We start from the raw sequence: 23,264 nt of genomic DNA, 5'->3' as shown, positions 1-23,264 counted from the left end.
AACCCTTAGTTTTAGGTATTGCGCACCTTTCTGTTTTGCCGTACCTTTGCACCCTGTAAACAAAGCAGATGTTTTTGGAATAACAAACCAATTAAATAATAATAAAAATGAAAAAGATTCTGATTTCTATGGTAGCAGCTTTGGCGCTGCTCCCCGTGTTCACCTCGTGTTCTAACGATGACGACAACAAACCTGAGAAGACCGCTGCTCAGAGTGTAGAAGCAAACTATGCAGGTGGCACCTATGCCAACTGCAAGTACTTCCAGAACTATCAGCCCACAGAGAACGATACCGTATTTGTGAAGGCTACTCAGACAGCTGATGTTGCTACGCTGAGCTACACCTCAGCAACCTGGGGCGAGTTTACCTTCGAGGCTGTCAAGGTGACCAAGCAGAACGACGGTTCGTTTACACTCGCTGGTGAGGGTAAGACCCTGATGCCCAGTATGAAGGGTGAGCCTAAGGAGTATGCCGCTACCTTCGAGGGCACCGTCAATGACGGCAAACTGGTGGCTACGTTCGACGTGCCTGCCGTGATGGGTGGCACTACCGTACTGTTCAACCCTGCCGATTTCAAGGAAGTATTCGAAGCTGCTCAGAACAAAGATAAATAATGAGTATCAAAACACCATTACGCTTGCTGGGAATAGCCTCTATCGTGGGACTATTCTCAGCTTGCGATTTGTTGGAGAACGTGTATGACGACCCCGCGGTGGAGAAGCAGGAGGGACAGTACTATGTGGACGCCACCGACTATGCCCAGTGGGTGTACATCAACCTCCACACGCCTGTGCCCACCATCACCACCTCGACCATCAGTCTGGACGACCTCACGGAGACGGGTGCGCCCCAGGAGTGGGACATCGCCCACCACCGCTACGACGTGAAGACCAACGGTGCCAGCGTGATGATGACGCCCTATCACTCGATTGAAGCCCTGGAGCAGGCCGGACTACCCAGCGAGGGTGAGTGGACAGCCGATGAAGAGAGTGAGCAATGCATCACCGTGGATATGTCGCACATGATGGAGGGCTACCTGGTGTATGCCCCTGGTCATAAGAACACGGTGATAGGACAATGGGTGGAGGTGGACACGAGTAACATGCCGCCCAACTACACCATGCACGACAACGTGATGTTGCTGCGCTTTGCCGACGGCACCTACGCCGCCATACAGTTGGCCAACTTTATGAGTACCGACAGCTATCAGGTGAAAGGCTGGATGACGGTGAACTATAAATACCCCGTAATTGAGGGTAAAGGGAATAGTGAAAAGTGAAAAATTTGCTTCCGCTTTAAAAAGGTAAAAGTGAAAAATACTACCGCACTCAAAAATAATGAAAAGTGAAATCATGATGATGGCCTTGTGCCTATGTAGCACGATGCAGGCCGCAACCGATCCTGCTGACAGCGTGCTGTGGAACGATGACCCGTTGAAGTTGCAGACCGTTGTGGTCACCGCCACCCGTACACCCAAGTCGCTGAAGGACATCCCTGTGGTGACGCGCGTCATCACGGGCGAGGACATCCGTAAGGCCGATGCCACCAATATCAAGGACATGCTGCAACAGGAGTTGCCAGGACTGGAGTTTACCTATTCTATGGGGCAGCAGGTGCTGAACATGGGTGGCTACGACGGCAATAACATCCTGTTCCTGGTGGATGGCGAACGCATGGCGGGCGAGTCGATGGATAACATCGATTTCTCGCGTCTCAACCTCAACAGTATCGAGCGCATTGAGATTGTCAAGGGTGCCGCCTCTACGCTCTACGGCTCGTCGGCGATGGGTGGCGTCATCAATATCATCACCAAGGGTCCGTCGGACACGTGGAGCGCCAACCTCAACACCCGTTACGAGGGTGCTACCAAGGAGTGGCGCCACGGCGGAAGTGCCGATTTCAACATGGGTAAACTGAACTCGCTCACTACCTTCCAGATGACCCGTGCAAAGGCGCTGGATCTGGGTGAGGACTCGTCGCTGCCCACGTATGGCGGACGCTCGTACAACGTGAAGGAACGCCTTGTCTGGCAACTGCGCCACGACCTGTCGCTGACGGGCCGACTGGGTTATTTCTTCCGCGAGAGGGAGTCGGGCGAGGTGAGTCATGAGCGCTATCGCGACCTCAGCGACGGGTTGAAGATGAACTGGAGTATCACGCCCCAGCAGCACCTAGAGGTGGGCTACAGCTTTGACCAGTATGACAAGTCGGACCTGAACCTTCTGACGCAAAAGGACCTGCGCGACTACTCCAATCGTCAAAACGTGGCACGCGCCGTCTATAATTGTCAATTGTCAATTATGAATTCTCAATTAACTCTGGGTGCCGACTTCATGAACGACTACCTGATGACCTATCAGTTTGCCGCCGATAATAACCACCAGTCGCAAAACAGCTACGACGCCTTTGTGCAATGGGACTATGCCCCCACGGAGCAATGGGAGGTTATCGGCGGACTGCGTTACGACTACTTCTCGGCTGCCGCGAAGGGTATGCCCACGTGGAAACTGGCGGGCATGTGGAAGAGCGGACACAACAGTCTGCGTGCCTCCTACGCCTCTGGCTTCCGTGCCCCCTCGCTCAAGGAACTCTATATGGACTTCTTCATGGGAGGCATCTTCATGATCTATGGTAATCCTGACCTGAAATGCGAGACCAACCATAACCTGTCGCTCTCGTGGACCAACTATGGTTCGATTACCAGCAACCTGAAATACTGCCTGACGGCCACCGGCTATTACAACTTCTTCAGCAACTATATCACCACGGCAACGGTGGTGCGCGACGGGAAGAGTGGACAGATGTATACCAACATTGCCAACCAGCAGATAGCTGGGGCCGACGTCAACGCACAGCTTCATCATCACAACGGCTTTGGCGCCAGGGTGTCGTATGCCTTCACCAGGAATATCGTGAAGAAGGGACAGCCCGACCTTACTGCTGCCCGTCCGCACTCGCTCACGTGGCGTGCCGACTACGACCATCAGTTTACGAAGAACTACGGACTCTACGTGTCGCTCTCAGGCCGGTTTCTCTCGGCTGTCAACGTGACGGAATACACTTCCAGCACGCTCGACGAGATGACCAAGACCCATTACGACGGCTATGCCATCTGGAAGTTCTCGCTCTCGCAGCGCTTCATGAAAGGCATCACGCTCAACTGTGCCGTCGACAACCTGTTTAACTATCAGCCCAAGACCTATGCCGCCAACTCGCCTGTCACGTTGGGTACGACGCTGACGCTTGGCCTTTCTATTGATATCAATAAAATGCTATGAACAGAATCAAAATCAAGAAGAAATACATCTTTTTAGGCCTCCTCGCCGCTGTCCTCGTCTTCATCCTGACGGCCTGTTGGCGCACCATGTGCAGTAGGACGGATGTGGCCTTTGTCAACTACCAGGTCATCACGCTGGGCGAGATTTCGAAGGCCAACGACAATAGTTTTATCCGCCTGCATGTGGCACCCCTCGACGATATCGACTCGTGGAGCGACTACGATGCCGTTGTGATTAATGGTATGGGACTGCGCATTACGGAGGAACAGCGCCAGCAGATCCAGACGCTGGCCGATAAGGGATTGCCCATCCTGACCACCGCCGTGACGAACCCTGCGAATAATATCGTGAGCATGGACGAGTGGGATGCTGACTCGCTGAAGCAGTACCTCTCGGCGGGTGGAGCGAAGAACTACCGCAGTTTTCTGAACTACCTGCGCAATGAGGTGGACGGCAAACTCTTCTTCCTCGACGAGGTGGAGCCCGTGGAGGAACAGGAGGCTGAACTCTTCTATCACCTGGGTGCGCCCCATCAGGGCAATGCCCCACGTATCCTTATTACGGGGTTGATGGGCGATGCTACCGACCTGATTGCGGCCCTCGAGGCATCAGGCGATGTGGTGTATGCCACCCGCGACCTGAACACGCTCATCAAGACCCACGCCATCGACAGCATCCAGCCATCTGCCATCATCAACATGGCGCACGGACGACTGGGTGATGCGGCGGTCGACTATCTGAAAGCGCAGAATATCCCCCTGTTCTCTACCGTCAACGTGAACCGCATGACGGAAGAGTGGGAGAATGACAAGCAGGGCATGCAGGGCGGCTTCCTGTCGCAGAGCATCATCACCCCTGAGATAGACGGCATGATTCGTCCCTTCGTACTCTTCGCCATCCGCGAGGGCAAGGACGGACTGCCTGAGGCCTATACCATCCCTGAACGACTCACGATGTTTGTGAAGGCCGTGAACAAGCACCTGGCGCTGAAGACCATCAGTAACAAGGACAAGAAGGTGGCCATCGTCTATTTCAAGGGTCCTGGTTCTAACGCTCTCACGGCTTCAGGACTCGAGGTGGTTCCCTCGCTCTATAATCTCTTGGTCAGGATGCGAGAGGATGGCTATACTGTAAAAGACCTGCCCTCATCGGCCGAGGCACTCGACGCCCTTATCCAGCGCTCTGGCAGCGTGTTTGGCACCTATGCCGAGGGTGCTCAGGCCAAGTTCCTCAACGAGGGACAGCCGCAGCTCATCACCAAGCACGACTTCAACACGTGGACCAAGGCGCTCTTCACCAAGGAGATGCACGACGAGATGCTGCGTGTCAACGGACAGTATCCTGGTCATTACCTGGCGAAGGATGCCGAGACGCTGGGCCTGCCCGTTATTCGTCTGGGAAATATCGTACTGATGCCGCAGATGCCTGCCGGAACGGGTAGCGACTCGTTCAAGATGGTGCACGGCACGGAGACGGTTCCGCCATATCCCTATATCGCCCAGTACCTGTGGCTGCAGGAGGGTTTCAAGGCCGATGCCCTCATCCATTTCGGTACCCACGGCTCATTGGAATATACCCCTGGCAAACAGGTGGCGCTGTCGCAGAACTGCTGGAGCGACCGCCTCGTGGGCACCTTGCCGCATTTCTATCTCTATACCATCAGTAATGTGGGCGAGGCCATGATAGCCAAGCGTCGCACCTATGCCTCGCTGGTGTCGTATCTCACGCCGCCCTTCATGGAGAGCAACCTGCGCGGACTGTATGGTCAGTTGAGTGCTGCCATCGAGGCCTACGACAAGGCTCCCAGCGACAAGGCATCGCTGGCCGTGAAAGCCCTCACTATCCAGATGGGCATTCATCGCGAATTGCACCTCGACAGCATTAAGACCAAACCCTATACCGAGGCTGAGGTAGCCCGCATCGAGGCCTTTGCTGAGGAGTTGATGAACGAGAAGATCACGAGTAAGTTCTATACCCTGGGCGTGCCCTACGAGCAGGACCGCATCCAGTCGTCCGTCTTCGCCATGGCCACAGAGCCCATCGCCTATAGCCTCCTGGCACTCGACAAGATGCAGCATCGTGCCGCAGCCGATACCGAGAAGCATCCCTCGCTCTTCACCGCCCGCTATCTGAATCCCGCCAAGGCGCTGGTAGCCAGACTGCTCAGTCGTCAGGGTGAGGTGACGGAGACCGAGGTCTGTCAGATAGCCCATATCACCACATCCGACCTGCATCGCGCCCACCATATCGACTCTATTCTTGCGGCTCCCCAGCAGATGATGTCGATGATGATGACGATGGGAACAAAGACCCACCCTTCACCCTCCCTGAAGGGAGGGAAAAATAGTCCTGCTATGAAGAAAAACAAGATGCCAGGTAACCACTCCCTCCCTGCAGGGAGGGCAGGGGGAGGGTCTTCTATGAGTCCCAAGAAAGCCCTGGCCATGGCCAAGATGATGGGTGCCACCCCTGAACAGTTGAAGAAGATGAAGGAGGCCATGATGGGCAAGAAAGGCACAACGGACAAGCATACCGACAGCAAGATGCAGCATATGTCGCCCGCCATGCAGGCCATCGTCGACAAGGTGGCTGAGGCTGGTATGCTCTCCAAGCAGGATAAGGACTTTTCCCGTGCCGTACTCGAGGTGGAGCGCACCATTCGCAATGTGGGCAACTACCGCACAGCTCTGCTTACGTCGCCTGCTATCGAGATAACGAGTATGCTCAACGCCCTGCGTGGCGGCTATACGGCGCCCTCACCTGGTGGCGACGTGATCAGTAACCCCAATGCCGTGCCTACGGGGCGCAACCTCTACGGCATCAATGCCGAGACCTGTCCTACGGAACAGGCCTGGGAAAAGGGTAAGGAACTGGCCGAGAATACCATCCGCCTGTATCGTGAGCGCCATCACGACAGCATCCCCCGTAAGGTGAGTTACACGCTGTGGTCCAGCGAGTTCATCGAGACGGGTGGCGCTACCATCGCCCAGTGTCTCTATCTGCTTGGTGTAGAACCCATCCGCGACGCCTTTGGTCGTGTCACGGACATCCGACTGATTCCCTCTAAGGAACTGGGTCGCCCACGTATCGATGTGGTGGTGCAGACCTCAGGACAGTTGCGCGACCTGGCTGCCTCGCGTCTGTTCCTCATCACCCGTGCCGTCGAGATGGCTGCACAGGCTGAGGATAAGGAGCATCCCAACATGGTGGCACAGGGCGTGAAGGAAGCCGAGCGTGTGCTGGTGGAAAAAGGTCTGTCGCCCAAGGAAGCCCGTGAGGTGAGTACCCATCGTGTGTTTGGTGGTGTCAACGGCAACTACGGCACAGGCATCCAGGGCATGACGATGGCCAGCGACCGTTGGGAAAACGAGTCGGAACTGGCTGAGGTCTACCTCAACAATATGGGTGCCTACTATGGTAAGGAAGACCAGTGGGAGGACATGCGCCAGTATGCCTTCGAGGCTGCCCTGGCCAATACCGATGCCGTCATCCAGCCGCGCCAGTCTAACACCTGGGGCGCCCTGTCGCTCGACCACGTCTATGAGTTTATGGGCGGCATGAACATGGCCGTACGCAACGTCACGGGTAAGGAGCCCGATGCCTACCTCTCCGACTATCGCAACCGCAATCATGCCAGGATGCAGGAGGTGAAGGAGGCCATCGGCGTCGAGAGTCGCACCACACTGTTCAACCCCACCTATATCAAGGAGAAGATGCAGGGTGGCGCCAGCGATGCCAACACCTTTGCCGAGTTGGTTCAGAATACCTACGGATGGAACGTGATGAAGCCCGAGGCTATCGACAACGAGATGTGGGACGGCATCTATGATACCTACGTCAAGGACCAGTACAACCTGGGCACGCGCGCCTTCTTCGAACAGAAGAACCCTGCCGCCCTGCAGGAGATGACGGCCGTGATGATGGAGTCGGCCCGCAAGGGCTACTGGAAGGCCAGCGACGCCCAACTCAAGGATATAGCCCAACTGCATACCGAGTTGGTGAAGAAATATGGCGCCAGCGGTTCGCAGATGGTGAGCGACAATCAGAAGTTGCAGGACTTCATCGCCCATAAGGTGGATGCCACAACAGCAAAAGCCTATCAGCAACAGATCAGCGAGGTGCGCCACGAGCAGGTGAGCAATCAGAACAGTCAGGTGCTGAAGAAGGAGGAAATGTCCTCTGCCAGCACCACTACTACGATTGTCAACAGCGTGGCTGTGGTTGCCATCGCCGTAGTCTTTATCATCCTGATAGCGCTGCTGGTGCGTCGCCGTCGTCAAAACATGAGTGAATAGGCATGGAGGCAGTACTTCTCATCATGATATTCCTGGTCTGCTTCAACTTCGTGCTGAAGCAGACCTACCGCAAACCGTGGTATGTGCTGGCCAGCGCCGTGGTGTGCGCCCTGTTCGTGGTCGTGGCGTGGCCGTGGGCCATCGAGCAGAGCAAGAGTCAGTTGCACGACTGGCTCAACAATCCCAAGCTGATGCTCGATACGGCCGTCGTCCTCAGCATTGAGGTGATTATCCAGATGGCATACTGCATCCTGGCTGTCCACCTGGCCTATACGGGTAGGGTGCGCCGCCGCACCGTCTGGCTCTATCGCCTGCTGCGCTGGTTTCCTGGCTTGCTCATCTTTCCCGTGCTGTTCTACATCGAGACACAAGGCATGTTCCTCTTCACGGGTGCCGATTTCCAGGTGGTAGCCTACGGGCTGGCCGCCTGCGTCTTCATCCTTGTTCCTGTGCTCACCTGGGGCGTCCGATGGCTCGTCCCCGAGAAAGAGTTGCGCCTCGAGGTCTTTTTCCTCTCTAATGCGCTCATCGCCATCCTTGGCATCATTGCCACCGTCAACGGAAGATAAACAAATACAAACAAAACGATATGAATTACATTACCGACATTCTTTATTGGATTTCCACAGGCCTTTTGGTGCCTGTCATCGTGTTGCTCATCCTGCTTTTCTGTCGTGCCCTGCTGCTCATCGGCACCTTCTTTGGCCAGTATGTGGCCGTGCGTAAGACCGAGGCCCTGCTCAAGGGCGAGTTCGACGCGCTCAGTCAGGACAACCTTGCCACCCTGGCCGACCGTCTGCCCAAGAGTGACAAGTCGCTGGTGGTGCGCTATATCCGCCTGATGATGGACCATCGTGACAGCGAGGCACATCTGCAGAAGTTGCTCTCTGATTTCGACCTTGCCGCCGCTGCCGACCTGGCCACGAGTAAGACCCTGGCCAAGATGGGACCTATGCTTGGCCTCATGGGTACGCTCATTCCTATGGGTCCTGCCCTCGTGGGACTCTCTACGGGCGACATTGCCTCGATGGCCTACAACATGCAAGTGGCCTTCGCTACCACCGTCGTGGGACTCTTCTCTGCTGCCATCGGCTTTATCACAGGGCAGGTCAAGACGCGCTGGTATCGCCACGATAGCGTGAATTTGCAGTTCCTGGCGGATCTTTTTGGTACATTAAACATTAAACATTAAAGATTAAACATTAAACATTATGCTGAAAAGAAGAAATAAATCGATGCTTGCGGAGGCCGAGGACGACGACCCCATGTCGGTGGTCAGCAACCTGTTTGATGTGGCGATGGTCTTTGCCCTCGCCCTGATGGTGGCCCTCGTCAGCCGTTACAACATGACCGAGATGTTCTCGCAGGAGGACTTTACCATGGTGAAGAACCCAGGCAAGGACAACATGGAGATTATCACCAAGGAGGGACAGAAAATCAATCGCTACACGCCCAGCGATGACCAGTCGAATGCCGACGGCACCAAGGGCAAGCGCGTGGGTGTGGCCTACGAACTTGACAACGGCGAGATTATCTATGTGCCGGAGTAACAAAAAAGAGGGCTGACGTAGAATGTCAGTCCTCTTCGTTTTTACCTTTTTACCTTTTCTTCACGCCATGCACGAGGTCACTCCCAGTGCCGTTGCGATGGCCGACAGCACACTAATGGCTGTCTGAATCGCGAATTTCCAAAATGTCTTGTTCTTCATGGTAATAATGTTTTGATTTCACTCTGATAGATTATTAATTTCACGCTGATTTTTTATTGTCGCACAGATAACACAGATGACACAGATATTTTTCTAAAGAAAAACTTTAGGCTATGACTACAAGAATGACACTGGTATAAACAATTCGCTTCAGCGAATTAAAATCTGTGAAATCTGTGAAATCTGTGCGACCTAAAACTCTGCGCGAGGCTTAAGGATTGACGGGACCGCCGCCGTTGCCAGATTCGGAGCTAGAACTGCCGCCGCCGTTCTCCGTGTTTCCGTTGTTCCCTGACTCCGTGTTTCCGCTATCCGGGTCTTCCACTTCGCCCGATGTTGAGGTGACGCGCTTCACCTCGTTACCGTCTCGGTCGAAACAGGTGATCTGGATGGCGGTCTTTGCCAGCTCCTCCTTCAGGTCTGTGTCGGGCGTGAAGATGATGCGGCGACTGGTGATCAGCTCTGCCTTTACCTCGTTCACGGTCTCTACGCTCTTGGCACGCAGACCGAAGCGCATGGTACCCAGTCCAGGCAGTGCCACCGAGTGACCTTCCGTTGCCCATGCCTTGATGACATCGCCGGCTGCATCCCAGCATGCCTGCATCACGCCTCGGCTCACACCACTGCGAAGGGCAGCCTCCTTAATTACCTTGTCCTGTGTGAGGGCGGTGTACAACTCAGGCATCATCACGTAGCGATACTTACCAGCGTAGGTGCCTACCTTCTGCAACTGTTCTTTTGCTTTTACTTTCATTGACATAATCTAAATGTGTTTTAAATGGATTGTAAATTGTTAAATATTTTCTTTTGCGTCAATTTCCGGTTCAAATACGCCTTCGTGCTTCCAAACTTCCTCGTGCACTAGGAAAATTTTTCTCGCTAACTAGAGCGTTATTTTTCCCCTTCGTATTGACAATGCAAAGGTACGAAAAATATCTGAGACTGTCAAAAAAATATCCAAAAAACAGCCATTTTTGAGGGGTATTTTTCGGGCTAAAAATGCAAAAAATAAAAAGGGTAGGAGAGCGTGTAATGATGGTTCGATTATGCCGTTATGCTTTATGACTTATGACTTTTTGGTGTTTTTAAAAATGATAGTACTAAAAACATATTATTATATATATTATAATATATATAATAATATGAATAATATATTATATAAATATCAATTTTATCTAGACTTCCTCTTTACCAGTTATTTTTTAGCAAAAAGTCATAAGTCATAAGTCATAACGTCATGTTTTTGGCTTTTTGCTAAAGAATTATTTGGTTATGTTAGATTTTATGGTTATCTTTGCATCACTTTATACACTTAGAAACATTATAATGGCATTTGAGTCAACATTTAAGGCAATAGACAACACGCTGCATCATGATGACGGATGCAGCACAGCACTGGATTATGTAGAGCAGTCGAGTTGGGTGCTCTTCTTGAAATATTTCGATGATTTGGAGAAAACGCGCGAACAGGCTGCAGAACTGGAAGAGAAGACCTATGAGCGCATTATCGCTGGTGAATACCAGTGGAACGAGTGGGCCATGCCCCTTGACGAAAAGGGCAACTACGACGTAAAGCGAGCCTTGGTGGGCGACGACCTGATAGACTTTGTGAACCAGAAGCTGTTCCCTTATTTGCAGAACTTCACCGAAAAATACAATGTTGATAGCATAGAATACAAGGTAGGCATCATTTTTACCAATATCAAGAATAAGATATCGAGTGGCTACAACCTGCGCGACGTGATTGAGCGCGTGGACGAGCTGAAGTTCCAGACAGCAGAGAATCGCCACGAGATGACGCAGATCTATGAAGACCGTCTGAAACAGATGGGTAATGCAGGACGTAATGGTGGCGAGTATTATACGCCTCGCCCCTTGATTCGTACTATCGTAAAGAGCATTAACCCTCAGATTGGTGAGGCCGTCTATGATGGCGCCTGTGGTAGTGCTGGCTTCCTGTGTGAGGCCTATACCTATATGCACGAGAAAGTGACGAATGCCTCGGAGGAAGAGACGCTTCAGACAAAGACCTTCTATGGCAAAGAGCTGAAGGGATTGGCTTATATCATCGCCATGATGAACATGATTCTGCATGGCGTGCAGTCGCCCAATATCATCCGTACCAACACGCTGACGGAGAACCTCTCAAACATCACCCCATCGGAGCAGAAGAACGTTATCCTGGCCAATCCGCCCTTTGGAGGTAGTGAGCGCGAGGAGGTGCAGCAGAACTTCCCCATCAAGAGCAGCGAGACCGCCTATATGTTTATGCAGCACTTTATGCGCATGCTGAAAGCAGGAGGCCGTGCCGGTATCGTTATCAAAAACACCTTCCTGAGCAATGGTGACGCCAAGCTGTTGCGCAAGAAGCTACTTGAGGAGTGTAACCTGCATACCATCCTCGACCTACCCAGTGGTGTGTTTACGGGTGCTGGCGTGAAGACCGTGGTGCTCTTCTTCACCAAGGGTGAGCCAACGGAAAAGATTTGGTATTACCAGCTGGATAAGCATTTCACCAAGACGCAGCCCCTGACAGAGAATGACCTTGCCGACTTCCTGAACCTGCAGCAGGCTAAGGCTGACAGCGAGAACTCATGGACGCTGGATGTCTCGACGCTGGGTGAGGACTATGATCTCAGCGTGAAGAATCCGCACAAGGTAGAGGAAGTGGACGAGCGCACGCCAGGAGAGATATTCAACTCGCTGATAAAGTTGGAACACAAAGCTGAAGAACTCTTTGAGAAGCTGGGTGAGACACTTTGGCCAGAGGACGAAGACGACGGTCTCTTTGGAGAATATTTGTCTGAGGAGGACGAGGACGAGGATAGTATTGACTATATCGTAAAATATCGTCTGACAGAAGAAGAGAGGCGTGAATATGACGATTTGGAGAAACAGGTAATTGAACTCGAAAATAAAAGGGTTGGAGCCAGTGAAGAGGAACAAAATCGTCTGAGACCTGCAATCATGGAATTGTTTGCAAAGATGGAGGACATCACCGATAGATACCAGAAAGATGATAATTCCGAGGAGGACGAGGCATGAAAGAAGGGTGGACATATAAGAAGTTAGGGGAAGTTTGTGAAGTTATTTCAGGACAATCACCTGATGGTAAATCTTATAATAATGAGGGTAAAGGTACTCCTTTTTATCAAGGGAAAAAGGAGTTCACTATAAAGTATATTGGTAATCCAACAACATGGACATCAGAAGAAACAAAAATCGCAATGAAAGATGACATCTTGATGTCTGTAAGAGCTCCTGTTGGGGACATAAACTTTGCAACTCAAAGAGTATGTATAGGTCGTGGCTTAGCTGCTGTTAGGCCTAATACTCTTATCGATAAAGATTATCTTTTTTATTTCCTTTTGTCAGAAAAGAATAATATTAAAGGTAAGGAAGGAGCTGTATTCCCTTCCATAAACAGGAAAGAGATTATGGATATTTCAATATCATATCCCATATTCTCTGAACAACAGCGTATTGTTTCTCGCCTTGATTCAGCCTTTGCTCATATCGAAGAACTGAAAGCGAATGCGGAAAAGAAGCTGAGCGAAGCCCGTGCCCTCTTCCAAAAAGCACTCGCTAAGGCTATGGAACCAAAAGAGGGATGGGAGGAGAAGAAGCTGAAGGAAATAGCACAGGTAAGAATAGGGCCATTTGGTAGCTTACTACATAAAAAGGACTATATTAGTGATGGCATTCCCTTGGTTAATCCTATTCACATGATTGAAGGTAAGATAGTTGCAAATAATGATTATACTATCTCCGAGGAAAAAGCAAAAGAACTATCAGCTTATTTATTGAGAACAAATGATGTTATCTTTGCCAGACGAGGTGAGATTGGACGATGTGCAATAGTTTCATCAAATGAAGATGGTTTCCTTTGCGGAACGGGGTCTCTTTTTGTAAGGTTTAAAGCTAAGGTAGATAATGCTTTCATGCAGATGTTGTTTCAATCAGAAGTATGTAAGAACTATTTGTTGAAAAGCGCATCTGGAGCAACCATGCTAAATATTAATGCTGGTATTGTTGAGGAAATGCCTCTCACAATCCCCCCTCTCTCCGAGCAACAGCGTATTGTCACTCGTCTCGATTCTCTCTCCGCTCATGTCCGTGAGTTGGAGGAGGTACTGCAGAAGACCATCGCCGAGTGCGATGCCCTGAAACAAGCATTATTACGACAAGTGTTTGAATGATGAAATATTTAAAGGTGAAATAACTGCAATTAATTGCAGATTTTGGCCTAAAAATGTTGTAATTTTAAAATATAATTGTATTTTTGCAGAAAAAACAGAATGAATGATGACATATTTGAATCAGTTTCACAAGGAAGCAATGGAGCGTACGATGAAGAAAATCGTAGAATTCAAGAAGTCTCCAATGAACTCCAAAGACTTTGCCGAATACATGAGGAGAAATCTGGAAATGGCAAAGCAAATGGAACTCGCTTCGAAATAGAACAGCGTGCTGCCGAGCAGTTGGCTAAGGACGCAGGTATATGGATTCCTATGGACGATGTATTCGATTTAGGAACCCCCGGTCCTAGTGGCAATGAAAATGATACGTATGTCTCGGAAACTACTATTTTCAAAGTAAATAACCTGCTAAATAGTGGTGGAATATGCAAATTGTTTGATAAGATTTTACTTCATAATCTGATATTTCCTAATACAGCATATAGATTACATGGCTTTACAGGATATGATGGAAGAACCATTATGCCTGTATTAGAACAGGAACGTATTTGTGAAGCAAAACCTGCTACACAGATAATGATTGATACTTATATGTCGGCTCTCGGGTTTGATAAAAATGGTGAACCAGGGCGTTTCTCGAACAATGATTTTATGGTTTGGGATGTTGTTCCACGAAACGTGTTAGTTGACCAAGATGGTGATATGTATGTTATAGATGCAGAAATAGCAAAGATATGAACGAATCGGATACCCGTCTACACAAGATAGACCCAAAGCTGAAAGCTGCAGGATGGGGTGTGACAGAAGGCAGTCGCATCACCACCGAGTATACCTTTACGAGAGGTAAGATCAGTAGGAGTCAGAAGGGCAAGCCCAAGCGTGCTGACTATGTGCTGATATACAAAGGCGTGAAGTTGGCTATCGTCGAGGCAAAGAGCGACGAGCTGAGCTACAGCGAAGGCGTGGCTCAGGCCAAGGAGTATGCCGACATGCTGGGTATCCGATATACATACGCCACCAATGGCAACGATATCTGGGAAATGGATAGACAGAGCTACGAAGAGCATTTCGTAACGTTGTATCCATCGCCCGAGGAGCTGTGGCAACGCGTGTATGGCTCATCGAATGATTTGCGCGATAAGCTCAACACCATACCTTATTATAGTGATGGTGTGAAGCAACCCCGATACTATCAGGAACTGGCTGTAAGACGCGTGCTTGAAGGCATTGCAAAAGGTGAGAAGCGCATCTTGCTGACTCTTGCCACTGGAACGGGAAAGACGTTTATTGCCTTCCAGATAGCTTGGAAACTGTTTGAGGCACGCTGGAACCTGAAGCATACAGGCACACGCCCAAGGATCCTCTTCCTTGCCGACAGAAACACGCTGGCTAAGCAGGCCATGATAGACTTTGGTGGATTTAAGAAAGATGCGCTGGTGAGAATCAAGCCCGGCACCGTAGCTAAGAACGGTGGCGTGCCTACCAATGGCAGCATCTTCTTCACCATTTTCCAGACCTTTATGTGTGGCCCTGATGACTCGCCTTATTTCGGACAGTACCCCGAGGATTTCTTCGACCTGGTGATTATCGACGAGTGTCACCGAGGTGGTGCCAACGACGAGAGCAACTGGCGCAGCATCCTGGATTATTTCAAGCCTGCCGTGCAACTGGGACTGACAGCAACACCTCGCGTAGACCAGAACGTGAATACCTATCAGTATTTCACGTATCATGCCTATGAGTACTCCCTGAAACAGGGTATCGAAGATGGCTTCCTGACGCCTTTCCGTCATATCAACATGATGAGCAACATCGATAACTATATCTACTCTCCCGATGATGAGGTGATCAGTGGCGATGTGGAACAGGGAAAGGTCTATACCGAAGAGGACTTCTACAAGGGGAATATCAAGATTCGTCAGAGGGATGAAGCCCGCGTAAAGGAGTTCCTGAGCAAGATAGACGAAACAGAGAAAGCTATCGTATTCTGTGCCACCCAAGCCCATGCGGCTGAGGTCAGGGATATGATTAATGCCTACAGGAAGAAGAAAGGCTATTGCGAAAGAGTGACAGCCAATGATGGTGAGATTGGCGAGGCTTTCTTGGAAGAATTCAAGAACAACGAAAAGACCATTCCCACCATCCTGACTACCTCTGAGAAATTATCTACAGGCGTGGATGCGCGCAACGTCAGGCATATCGTGCTGATGCGTCCTGTGAACTCGATGATAGAATACAAGCAGATTGTAGGCCGTGGCACACGTATCTATGACGGAAAGTATTACTTCACCATTTGGGATTTCGTGAAGGCCTATCTGAAATACTCAGACCCCGGATGGGACGGTGAGCCCGTATGTCCCAAGTGTGGCAATAATCCGTGTACATGCGTCAAGAAGCATAGAGAGGTGGTTTACGAGATACCAGAAGAAAAACCTGTGGTGGCGCGTGATGACACGCCAGAGCCCGAACCAGACGTGCCTACGATTCTGGAAGTTAGACTGTCTGATGGTCGAGCCCGCAGGATAAGGTTTATCAATGATATCATGTTCTGGGGTGCCGATGGCAAGCCCGTCAGTTCGCAGAAGTTCATCGAGGAGATGTTTGGCCGACTGCCAGATTTCTTCTCTTCGAGTGAAGACCTGCATCAGAAATGGGCCGACCCCGATACGCGCGAGGCATTACTTGAGAAGCTCGATGAAGCTGGATATGGCAAGGAAGTCTTGAAAGATATTCGCAGAATCATTGATGCCGAGAAGAGTGACCTGATGGATGTGCTGGAGTATATTGCCTATGCTACCACACCCATTGAGCGTCAGGAGCGTGCAGAGCGAATCAAGGACTACTACGACACGTTGTCAGCGTCGCAGAAACAATTCGTCGAATATCTTGTCAATGCCTATATCCGTTCGGGTGTTGACGAACTGAGAATGGATAAACTGAAAACACAGCTTGAATTGAAGTTCGGTTCTGTGCCAGAGGGCATCTCTTCGCTGGGCGGAGTTTCTCAGGCACGTCAGACGTTTAAGGAGTTCCAGCAAAGGCTGTATGGTTAATCTATCCCAGAGTCACCTCCATTCATCCATTTGCGAACTAAATTATTCTATATTCTGAAAAGTGCGATGTGAATCGCAGATTTGTCACCATGATTTTCCACCTGTCTTCATAATAATTTATATTTTTTTTGACAGATTATTCTTTTTTGTGGAGAGTTCTTTGTACCTTTGCATTTCGTATGAAAACAAGCAGTAAAGGCGATATAACCGCAGAACTAATGTTGTTGAAAACACTGGAAGGTGCTGCCTTCGGTGCTAAGTTGAAAGAGATTGCTGGAAGGAAAGAATTTCACGCTTTGCTTGATAATCCATTCATCTATACGGTTGGAGGCGAGCAGGATGATGATTATCCTTCGCTCCTCATGGCGGCACGCAAAGCTGTAGAACATGGTTATCGTGTTTATATTTTGCCTAATCCTCATGGCGTAAAGACTCCTCAGAAGATTTGCCCTATCATCACGATTCTATGCTGATTTCAAGAAATTGTATGAAAAATAAAAAGTCACCCAAAGGTGACTTTTTAAATGGAGCAGGGTCGATGAAGGCTTACTCCTCTCGGCATTCTCAGCCCCTAGGGCCTCACATGTTTACCGGATAGCCAGAACATAAATTCTGACGCTGCAAAGATAAGTATTATTTCTGAAAGTTCCAAAAGAAACGCCAAGTTTTTTGTAGTTTTTCCCTAAAAACGCTCCTTTTTAGTGCTTTTTAATCATTACCTTCGCATTCCCTAATCATAGCGTGTTGTATCATTGATGCAGCACGCTCTTTTTTTTAAAATCATAACCAAAAACAATTATGAACACAAATTTTAAAGACGTCAATGAAGCGTCATTTACGCTCGATGCCATCAGGGAGATGGCAGAGACCATGAACGAGATTTATGAACAAATGAAAAGGATCCCGAAGCACCTGTATGGGCAGTACTATCTGCAAGAGAGGGCTAAGTACGATGCGAGCCGTGTCACTATGAAGTATGAAAGATGGAAGACGCAGGAGTGGGATGAGACCTTTGAAAGCCTGAAAGACCTGCAGACAATGGTTGTTGCTGAGTTCCTGACGAAGCGTCCTCTGCGATTCTCGCGCAGACCAACGTTACGGGAAATCGCAGAAGTGCAACTGGACCTGGTGCAGAATCGCCTGTCTAATGTTTTTGCGTATTGCGAGGACTTCAAGGAGATGTGTGCCTGCTTTCGTAGATTTAACTGGTGGGAGGGTGACATCCTGAAGCTGGACTACAACCGCTATGGCAAATATCTGCTGTTTAACTATCACAAAATGACGGAAGAGGAGCGCCGGGCATTCTTCGAACTGGATATCATGTTGGATCTGATTAATAAGGATATGGCGAAGGTGATGCCTGCGATTGAGGATGATGAGGCGCAGATGGATACAGAGGGGGAAATGGAAATGAAGATAGTCCAGGCGGCGCGAACAATGAGGGCAGAGGGTACGCTGAAACATCTATATGATTATACGTGGGTGATGATGCTGATGAATGAGACAAAATGGTTGCCCAGTTTTGACACGCCGACATCATTTGTCGACTATATGGGACAATGTGGAGTGGAGATTATGTCTTCCCGTTCAAATATCACAAAATACTATGATAAGGCACGAGGGGAATTTCCTAATTGGACGTTTGATGATGCTGATGGCGATGAGGCTAAAAGACGCAATAATGTAGGAAAACGCTTCCTGAATCTGGTGAGAAGTGGGAATAATTCCCACTAGTATTCCCACATTTATTCCATTATTCCCACACTTATTCACAGTGCGACTTTCGTGGTTGCACTGTGATTTTTTTGTTTCTACCTTTGCATCGTCAACAGGACAAAATACCTGATTTGACGGTGCTCTTTGACATGATGATACAGAGTAACTGGGTTTAAAGACACAGTAACACATTAACATATCAATAATAACAAATTAAACATTTAAAGGTCGCATTAAAGGATGCGACGTAAAACAAAAATAAAAGAATGGATGTACTAGAATTGAAAAAGCTCTATGACAGCTCTGTATGCAATCTTGCAATGTATTTGGATTGCTGCATAAGAATGGAGTTGGAAAAGGTCGTGGGCAATGATGATGTGATGCAGGATCACTGGGCAGCAGCAGAATTTTCTGTCATGAGAAATCGAAATGACGTCAAGGATTGTCTGGAATTCCTTCATAATGCTGGCAATGCCATCAATGATGCTGTTGCACAAGAAGAGGCATTCGAGAAGCATTTTAAGACCTTTGAGGTTGAGCCTCCGCTGATAGCGAAGATGCTGATGGGACATATCGGCTTTAAGGTGGATAAGAAGTTGGTAGAGTGCTCGCGTATGGTGAAGATAACGGCTGGCGAGATTCTTTCGAAGAAAAAGAAGAAAATGTCAAAAGTTGAACGTGAGAATCTGGTGCGGGAATTCATGGGTGTCGTCATCCCGATGACAGAGAAATATGGAATTCACCTGACGTACGACGGGGGCTCGCTGGATTTGAACGGGATGTACCTGGAGGCGTGGTTCATGAATAAGTGCATGGCAGATTAACTGGGTTTCAAAGACACAGTAAGAATTTAAAGACACAGTAACACAATAACATATTTTTAATAACAGATTTTTATTAACAAATAAACGAAAATGGAAGCAAAGATTTTGAAAGTGGTACGCCAGGGCGAGGCCTTCAGCGTACAGAGTGCAAAACAGGAGTCGGGCAGTATTCAGAAGTGCAACATTGTGCTGAAGGAGCTGGGCGGCAAGTTTGAAAATGAGTATGTGTGCGCCATGCTGGGTAATCTGGCGACGTGCAGGTTCTGCGAAGGTGATGTGGTAGTAGCAACCCTTCGATTCTCTACGCATGAATATCAGGGACAGACATTCCAAGAGATTCTGGCAACGGACCTGATAAAGGTAAAAAGGTAAAAAAGTAAAAAGGTAAAAAAGTAAAACTTGAGTTGAGGCGAAAGAAGTCTTCACGTGAAGATGGCCATCGGATTTCTGAAACTTCTGCTCGCAAAAACTCAAAAGAAATGGAAGTAATAATCAAGATTAAAGTTGATAAGAAAGTAATCGCCCGGATGCGAAAGGGCGAGTGTGTGAAGGGTTCGCTGCGCTTAGTGAAAAAGACTGGTGTAAAATCATTCACAGCCTATGTGCAGAAATCCAAAGAGACAAGCAGTGTGTCCACAAGCAGGACCATTGCTGAGCTTGACAACGGAAAGCTTTATGAGACAAAGACGCTGGTGGTACGGCGCGAGGCTTTCCAGAAACGGCTGGGTGTGCCACGTATCATGATGCAGATGGACGCAGGCAACAAACAGGCGAAAGATGCGCTGATAGACAGGGAGTTGGACTTAATTGAATTCTGCTAATATGTTTTGCTATCAGAAGAATTTTAGTAATCCGACGCTACCTGTGGACGAGGCCCAGTTTTGGGCGCTTGTCAGGGCAAGCAAATGGAACGAGAATATCGACAAGTATCGTGAGACGCACGATGCGGCACTCAAACGAAAATTGCCTGCGTTCATCTTCCAGGCCACGTTTGATGAGACCACGTCGAAGGCTGGGAAACTGGGGCAGTGGCGAAAGCAGTCTGCAACTCGTCTGACGGGACTCGTGGTAATGGACGTTGACCACATTCCAAGTGAAGAGTTTAGAGTGAAGAGTGGAGAGTTTGCTTCCGCTGACTTTAAGCAGAAAGCTGCTGAGTTGGGCATTCTCTTGGTTTATGTCACACCATCGGGCGAGGGCTTGAAAATTGTGTTTAAGGCTCGTCTGGACTGGGGTAATCTCATAGACAATCAGCACGCTATGGCGAAAGTGCTTGGCGTAGAGGTTGACGAGAGTTGCAAGGATGCCAGCCGCATGAGCTTCATCTGCAAGGAGAGCGATATTTTATTTATTGACAAGGAGTTGTTTACGTACGAGAACAAAGCGTATGGCGAGCGATATGATGCTGAGTATCGCGACGGACACTCCCAAGAAACTAAAACGACCACGAATCTAGCGGATGGTACGGATAATCCGTCAAATCCGAGCAATCCGTGTTCAGAAGAAAATAATGAAGAAAATTTGCGTTATCATGGAATTGAATACAAAGAAATTTGCGAAGCGTGGCAGACCGCACAAGGCGGCGCACCTGCCACTGGAGACCGCCACCGCACAATGCTGCAGCTGGCTCTCGACCTTAGATATATCTGCGACAACCAACCCGAGATGGTCGATAGGGTGCTTAGAATGTGTGGATTTGTGCAGGACGTCATCCGGGAACGAGGCGACAAGGAAGTCACGGACATTGCTCATACGGCTTGTGAGCGAAAGCTTTACAAGGACATCCCCAAGAGGATGCAAGGGGTGCTTGAAAGTGTGGGTATTCACGCCAGCAAGCCCGACGGAGCTGCAAAGTCTGTGGGAGCAGTTGAAGTGCCTTATGAGCAGTTCGCTGAAAGGCTGGAGCCTCTCCTTTGCGCCCCTTATGCAGAAGCCTGCAAGGGAGTGAGCAGGCACAACTGGCTTGGCGCTGTGATGGCCTCTGGAGCCATGTACTGCACGCTGATGACACGCTGCTGGTACAAGCACTTCAACGGTGCCCGCCAGCGTATGAACCCGCAGGTGCTGATAATCGGTGACCCTGCCAGCGGTAAGAGTTTTGCGAAGGACCTGGACGACCAGATTATGTGTGCCATGAGGGCGCAGGACGAGGAGGTGCGTGCGCAGGAAACCCGCTACAAGCAGGAGCAGAAGAAGCGCGGAACTTCGAGTAAAGCCCAGAAGCAGGACGCATTGGTGGAGCCCGAGGGCATGATTCGCTATCTGCCCACGAAGACCTCAAACAACATCTTCTTCCGACGCCTGAAACGCGCCAAGGAAATAGTAGATGGCGAGGTACTGCCCATGCACCTGTATATGTTTGACTCAGAGCTCGATTCATCGATTTCTGCACAGAGTGGGGGAGCATGGATAGGTAAGCACGACCTGGAGCTGAAAGCCTTCCATAACGAGCTGTCGGGTGTGGACTATGCCAATGGCGACTCCATCAACGACATCCTGCCCGTGTACTGGAACAGCGTCACCACGGGTACGCAAATCAGCCTCTATAAGAAGTTCACCATGCGTAATATCAACGACGGTCTCTGTAGTCGTGTAGCCATTTTCCAGATGGAGGTAGCCCGCTATCAGATGGTGAAGAAGAAGATGGTGGACTGGCAGGCCAATGAAGCCCTGAAGCAGTGGGGCTTCCGCTTTGAACAACTGCACGGTGAACTGCCCCTGGAACGCCTCACAGACCATGTGTATGAGCTCTGTGAACTGTCGGCTCAGGAGGCCGAGGCCGCTGATGACCATGTGCTGGACTACCTGCGAAAGCGTGCCGTGTTCTATGCCACCTGGCTCACCGTGCCCCGCATCATCGGGCGCCAGTATGAGCAGTTTAAGAAAACGGGTCAGCTGGAAATCAATGATGACGACTTGAAGTTCTCCACGCTGATCTATGATGCCGTGATCTATTTCCAGGACCACTTCTTCGGTCAGATGCTGCAGGACTCTTGGGACAATGCCGCCCGCGAGTATGTGCCCCGCCGAAAGAACTCGAAGAATGCCGATGCCTACAGGGATTTGCCGGAGACATTCACGACTCGAGAGGTGATGGATGTACTTGATATTGAAGAGAATCCTGCTGCGAAGCAATGCCAAAGATGGATGATTCACGGTTTTGTAGAGAGGATAAAAAAAGGTAAGTACCGGAAACTATTAAAAGAAATAATGGTGTAGACTCATTAAAGATTAAACATTAAAATTTTGAGAAATGATTGCAAGAGGAATTCGTAATAATAATCCGCTGAATATAAGACGTTCAAAGGATAAGTGGCAGGGCATGAAGGCCTTGCAGACAGACCCTCAGTTCTGTCAGTTTGAAACAATGCCGTATGGCTGGCGTGCAGCGTTTAAGATGTTGACGCGTACATACTATCATGATTACAGGCTCTATACCATCAGGGCGATAATCAATCGTTGGGCGCCGCCAAATGAGAACAACACGAAGCGGTACATTGAGAATGTCTGCAGGTTCACGGGCATCGGACCTGACGAGCCCTTGGGCATCCCCTCGGATAAGCCATCCCGCTGGATGAAGTTGGGTGCCGCAATGTGCGTCCAGGAATGCGGCGCAGAAGGACTGGATTGGATAGCCTTGCTCGATGGCTGGGCCTTGGCGAGAGAGTAGGGAACTTAAAAGGACATCAGGATCAGACAAGCGTCTTGTTCCTGATGTCCTTTGCCATTTTTAAGCGCATACAGATGCTACTAGCATACCAATGCAAATGATTGTGGCTGCGCAAGTAATGGTAATCAGAGGACACTAGGGACAGGCAAGTGCTTACTCCTGAATCATTTCCTTATGGGTAAGGAAGAGTCGAGATGGCAGGTGCCTGTCCCCTAGGCATTGAACCGAGTGGAGGACCTGAAACAAGAAGTAAAGGCTCTGTTTGACAAGATGCCTGACGACATTGTAAAGCAGATAATCCTGCAAAATTCAGGCTTCCAGCTTTCGATGCTATAAAAAGTAGCTAAAATATTTGGAAGTTTCGGAAAAACTTCATAACTTTGCACCCAGTAAAGTGCACTTGATAGTTTCGACTTTCATACTGCACTATAAAAGGAACTAATGAGGCTGTCTTTCAAGGCAGCCTTTTTTAGTGTAGAACACTAGGGACAGACGAGTGTCTTATTCCTGAATCATTTCC

General features: G+C 49.5%; 20 protein-coding genes. 18 read left to right on the top strand and 2 right to left on the bottom strand.

Going from position 1 to position 23,264, the window contains the following annotated elements; all coding sequences use genetic code 11:
* The first annotated feature begins 107 nt into the window (after positions 1 to 107).
* The 7 genes from L6468_RS11475 to L6468_RS11445 are packed head-to-tail and all read left to right on the top strand — an operon-like array spanning position 108 to position 9,123.
* The gene (locus tag L6468_RS11475; protein ID WP_237793342.1) at positions 108 to 614 is read left to right on the top strand and encodes a calycin-like domain-containing protein; all 507 of its coding nucleotides are present in this window, start codon (positions 108 to 110) and stop codon (positions 612 to 614) included.
* The gene (locus tag L6468_RS11470; protein WP_237793341.1) at positions 614 to 1,279 is read left to right on the top strand and encodes an HmuY family protein; all 666 of its coding nucleotides are present in this window, start codon (positions 614 to 616) and stop codon (positions 1,277 to 1,279) included. Before L6468_RS11475 ends, L6468_RS11470 begins: the two co-directional genes overlap by 1 nt.
* 58 nt (positions 1,280 to 1,337) lie before the next feature.
* Positions 1,338 to 3,278 (top strand): TonB-dependent receptor plug domain-containing protein, encoded by a 1,941-nt coding sequence (locus L6468_RS11465; RefSeq protein ID WP_237793340.1) that lies wholly within the window; start codon positions 1,338 to 1,340, stop codon positions 3,276 to 3,278.
* Positions 3,279 to 3,289: 11 nt separating this feature from the next.
* Positions 3,290 to 7,573 (top strand): cobaltochelatase subunit CobN, encoded by a 4,284-nt coding sequence (locus L6468_RS11460; RefSeq protein WP_431356700.1) that lies wholly within the window; start codon positions 3,290 to 3,292, stop codon positions 7,571 to 7,573.
* 2 nt (positions 7,574 to 7,575) lie between these two features.
* A complete protein-coding gene (locus L6468_RS11455) occupies positions 7,576 to 8,142 on the top strand; it encodes a hypothetical protein (protein WP_237793338.1) in 567 nt (188 codons plus the stop codon).
* Positions 8,143 to 8,162: 20 nt separating this feature from the next.
* Entirely contained in the window at positions 8,163 to 8,765 is a 603-nt protein-coding gene (locus L6468_RS11450; RefSeq protein WP_237793337.1) for a MotA/TolQ/ExbB proton channel family protein, read from the top strand.
* A 19-nt stretch (positions 8,766 to 8,784) separates the two neighbouring features.
* The gene (locus L6468_RS11445; RefSeq protein WP_091818846.1) at positions 8,785 to 9,123 is read left to right on the top strand and encodes a DUF2149 domain-containing protein; all 339 of its coding nucleotides are present in this window, start codon (positions 8,785 to 8,787) and stop codon (positions 9,121 to 9,123) included.
* A 60-nt stretch (positions 9,124 to 9,183) separates the two neighbouring features.
* Here L6468_RS11445 and L6468_RS11440 read toward each other — a convergent pair whose 3' ends face one another.
* On the bottom strand, positions 9,184 to 9,282 hold the full coding sequence (locus L6468_RS11440) for a smalltalk protein (protein ID WP_176756895.1): 99 nt from the start codon (positions 9,280 to 9,282) through the stop codon (positions 9,184 to 9,186).
* Positions 9,283 to 9,493: 211 nt separating this feature from the next.
* A complete protein-coding gene (locus tag L6468_RS11435) occupies positions 9,494 to 10,042 on the bottom strand; it encodes an HU family DNA-binding protein (RefSeq protein ID WP_237793336.1) in 549 nt (182 codons plus the stop codon).
* Positions 10,043 to 10,608: 566 nt separating this feature from the next.
* On the opposite strand from L6468_RS11435, the gene L6468_RS11430 reads away from it, so the two are divergent.
* From L6468_RS11430 to L6468_RS11380, 11 genes are all read left to right on the top strand, one after another.
* Positions 10,609 to 12,327, top strand: a complete 1,719-nt coding sequence (locus tag L6468_RS11430) for a class I SAM-dependent DNA methyltransferase (protein ID WP_237793335.1) — start codon at positions 10,609 to 10,611, stop codon at positions 12,325 to 12,327.
* Positions 12,324 to 13,481 carry a restriction endonuclease subunit S gene (locus tag L6468_RS11425; RefSeq protein WP_237793334.1) on the top strand — a complete coding sequence of 386 codons (1,158 nt, stop codon included), beginning with the start codon at positions 12,324 to 12,326 and terminating at the stop codon, positions 13,479 to 13,481. Before L6468_RS11430 ends, L6468_RS11425 begins: the two co-directional genes overlap by 4 nt.
* 99 nt (positions 13,482 to 13,580) lie before the next feature.
* On the top strand, positions 13,581 to 14,219 hold the full coding sequence (locus L6468_RS11420; protein WP_237793333.1) for a putative polyvalent protein kinase domain-containing protein: 639 nt from the start codon (positions 13,581 to 13,583) through the stop codon (positions 14,217 to 14,219).
* A complete protein-coding gene (gene hsdR / locus L6468_RS11415) occupies positions 14,216 to 16,534 on the top strand; it encodes an EcoAI/FtnUII family type I restriction enzme subunit R (protein ID WP_237793332.1) in 2,319 nt (772 codons plus the stop codon). Before L6468_RS11420 ends, hsdR begins: the two co-directional genes overlap by 4 nt.
* A gap of 218 nt (positions 16,535 to 16,752) precedes the next feature.
* The gene (locus L6468_RS11410) at positions 16,753 to 17,007 is read left to right on the top strand and encodes a hypothetical protein (protein WP_143005831.1); all 255 of its coding nucleotides are present in this window, start codon (positions 16,753 to 16,755) and stop codon (positions 17,005 to 17,007) included.
* 325 nt (positions 17,008 to 17,332) lie between these two features.
* Positions 17,333 to 18,268, top strand: coding sequence for a hypothetical protein (locus L6468_RS11405; RefSeq protein WP_237793331.1), 936 nt, complete (start codon positions 17,333 to 17,335; stop codon positions 18,266 to 18,268).
* A 248-nt stretch (positions 18,269 to 18,516) separates the two neighbouring features.
* Positions 18,517 to 19,074, top strand: coding sequence for a hypothetical protein (locus L6468_RS11400; RefSeq protein ID WP_237793330.1), 558 nt, complete (start codon positions 18,517 to 18,519; stop codon positions 19,072 to 19,074).
* Positions 19,075 to 19,164: 90 nt separating this feature from the next.
* Complete coding sequence (locus L6468_RS11395; protein ID WP_237793329.1) at positions 19,165 to 19,446, top strand: hypothetical protein; 282 nt, start codon at positions 19,165 to 19,167, stop codon at positions 19,444 to 19,446.
* A gap of 107 nt (positions 19,447 to 19,553) precedes the next feature.
* Positions 19,554 to 19,895 carry a hypothetical protein gene (locus L6468_RS11390; protein ID WP_237793328.1) on the top strand — a complete coding sequence of 114 codons (342 nt, stop codon included), beginning with the start codon at positions 19,554 to 19,556 and terminating at the stop codon, positions 19,893 to 19,895.
* A 1-nt stretch (position 19,896) separates the two neighbouring features.
* On the top strand, positions 19,897 to 22,293 hold the full coding sequence (locus tag L6468_RS11385; RefSeq protein WP_237793327.1) for a BT4734/BF3469 family protein: 2,397 nt from the start codon (positions 19,897 to 19,899) through the stop codon (positions 22,291 to 22,293).
* A gap of 34 nt (positions 22,294 to 22,327) precedes the next feature.
* Positions 22,328 to 22,744 (top strand): hypothetical protein, encoded by a 417-nt coding sequence (locus L6468_RS11380; protein WP_237793326.1) that lies wholly within the window; start codon positions 22,328 to 22,330, stop codon positions 22,742 to 22,744.
* The last annotated feature ends 520 nt before the right edge of the window (positions 22,745 to 23,264 follow it).

Source organism: Prevotella communis (genome assembly GCF_022024115.1).
Lineage (GTDB): Bacteria > Bacteroidota > Bacteroidia > Bacteroidales > Bacteroidaceae > Prevotella > Prevotella communis.
Note: the sequence above shows the minus strand (reverse complement) of the source record. Positions and strands in the feature narration are given on the sequence as shown.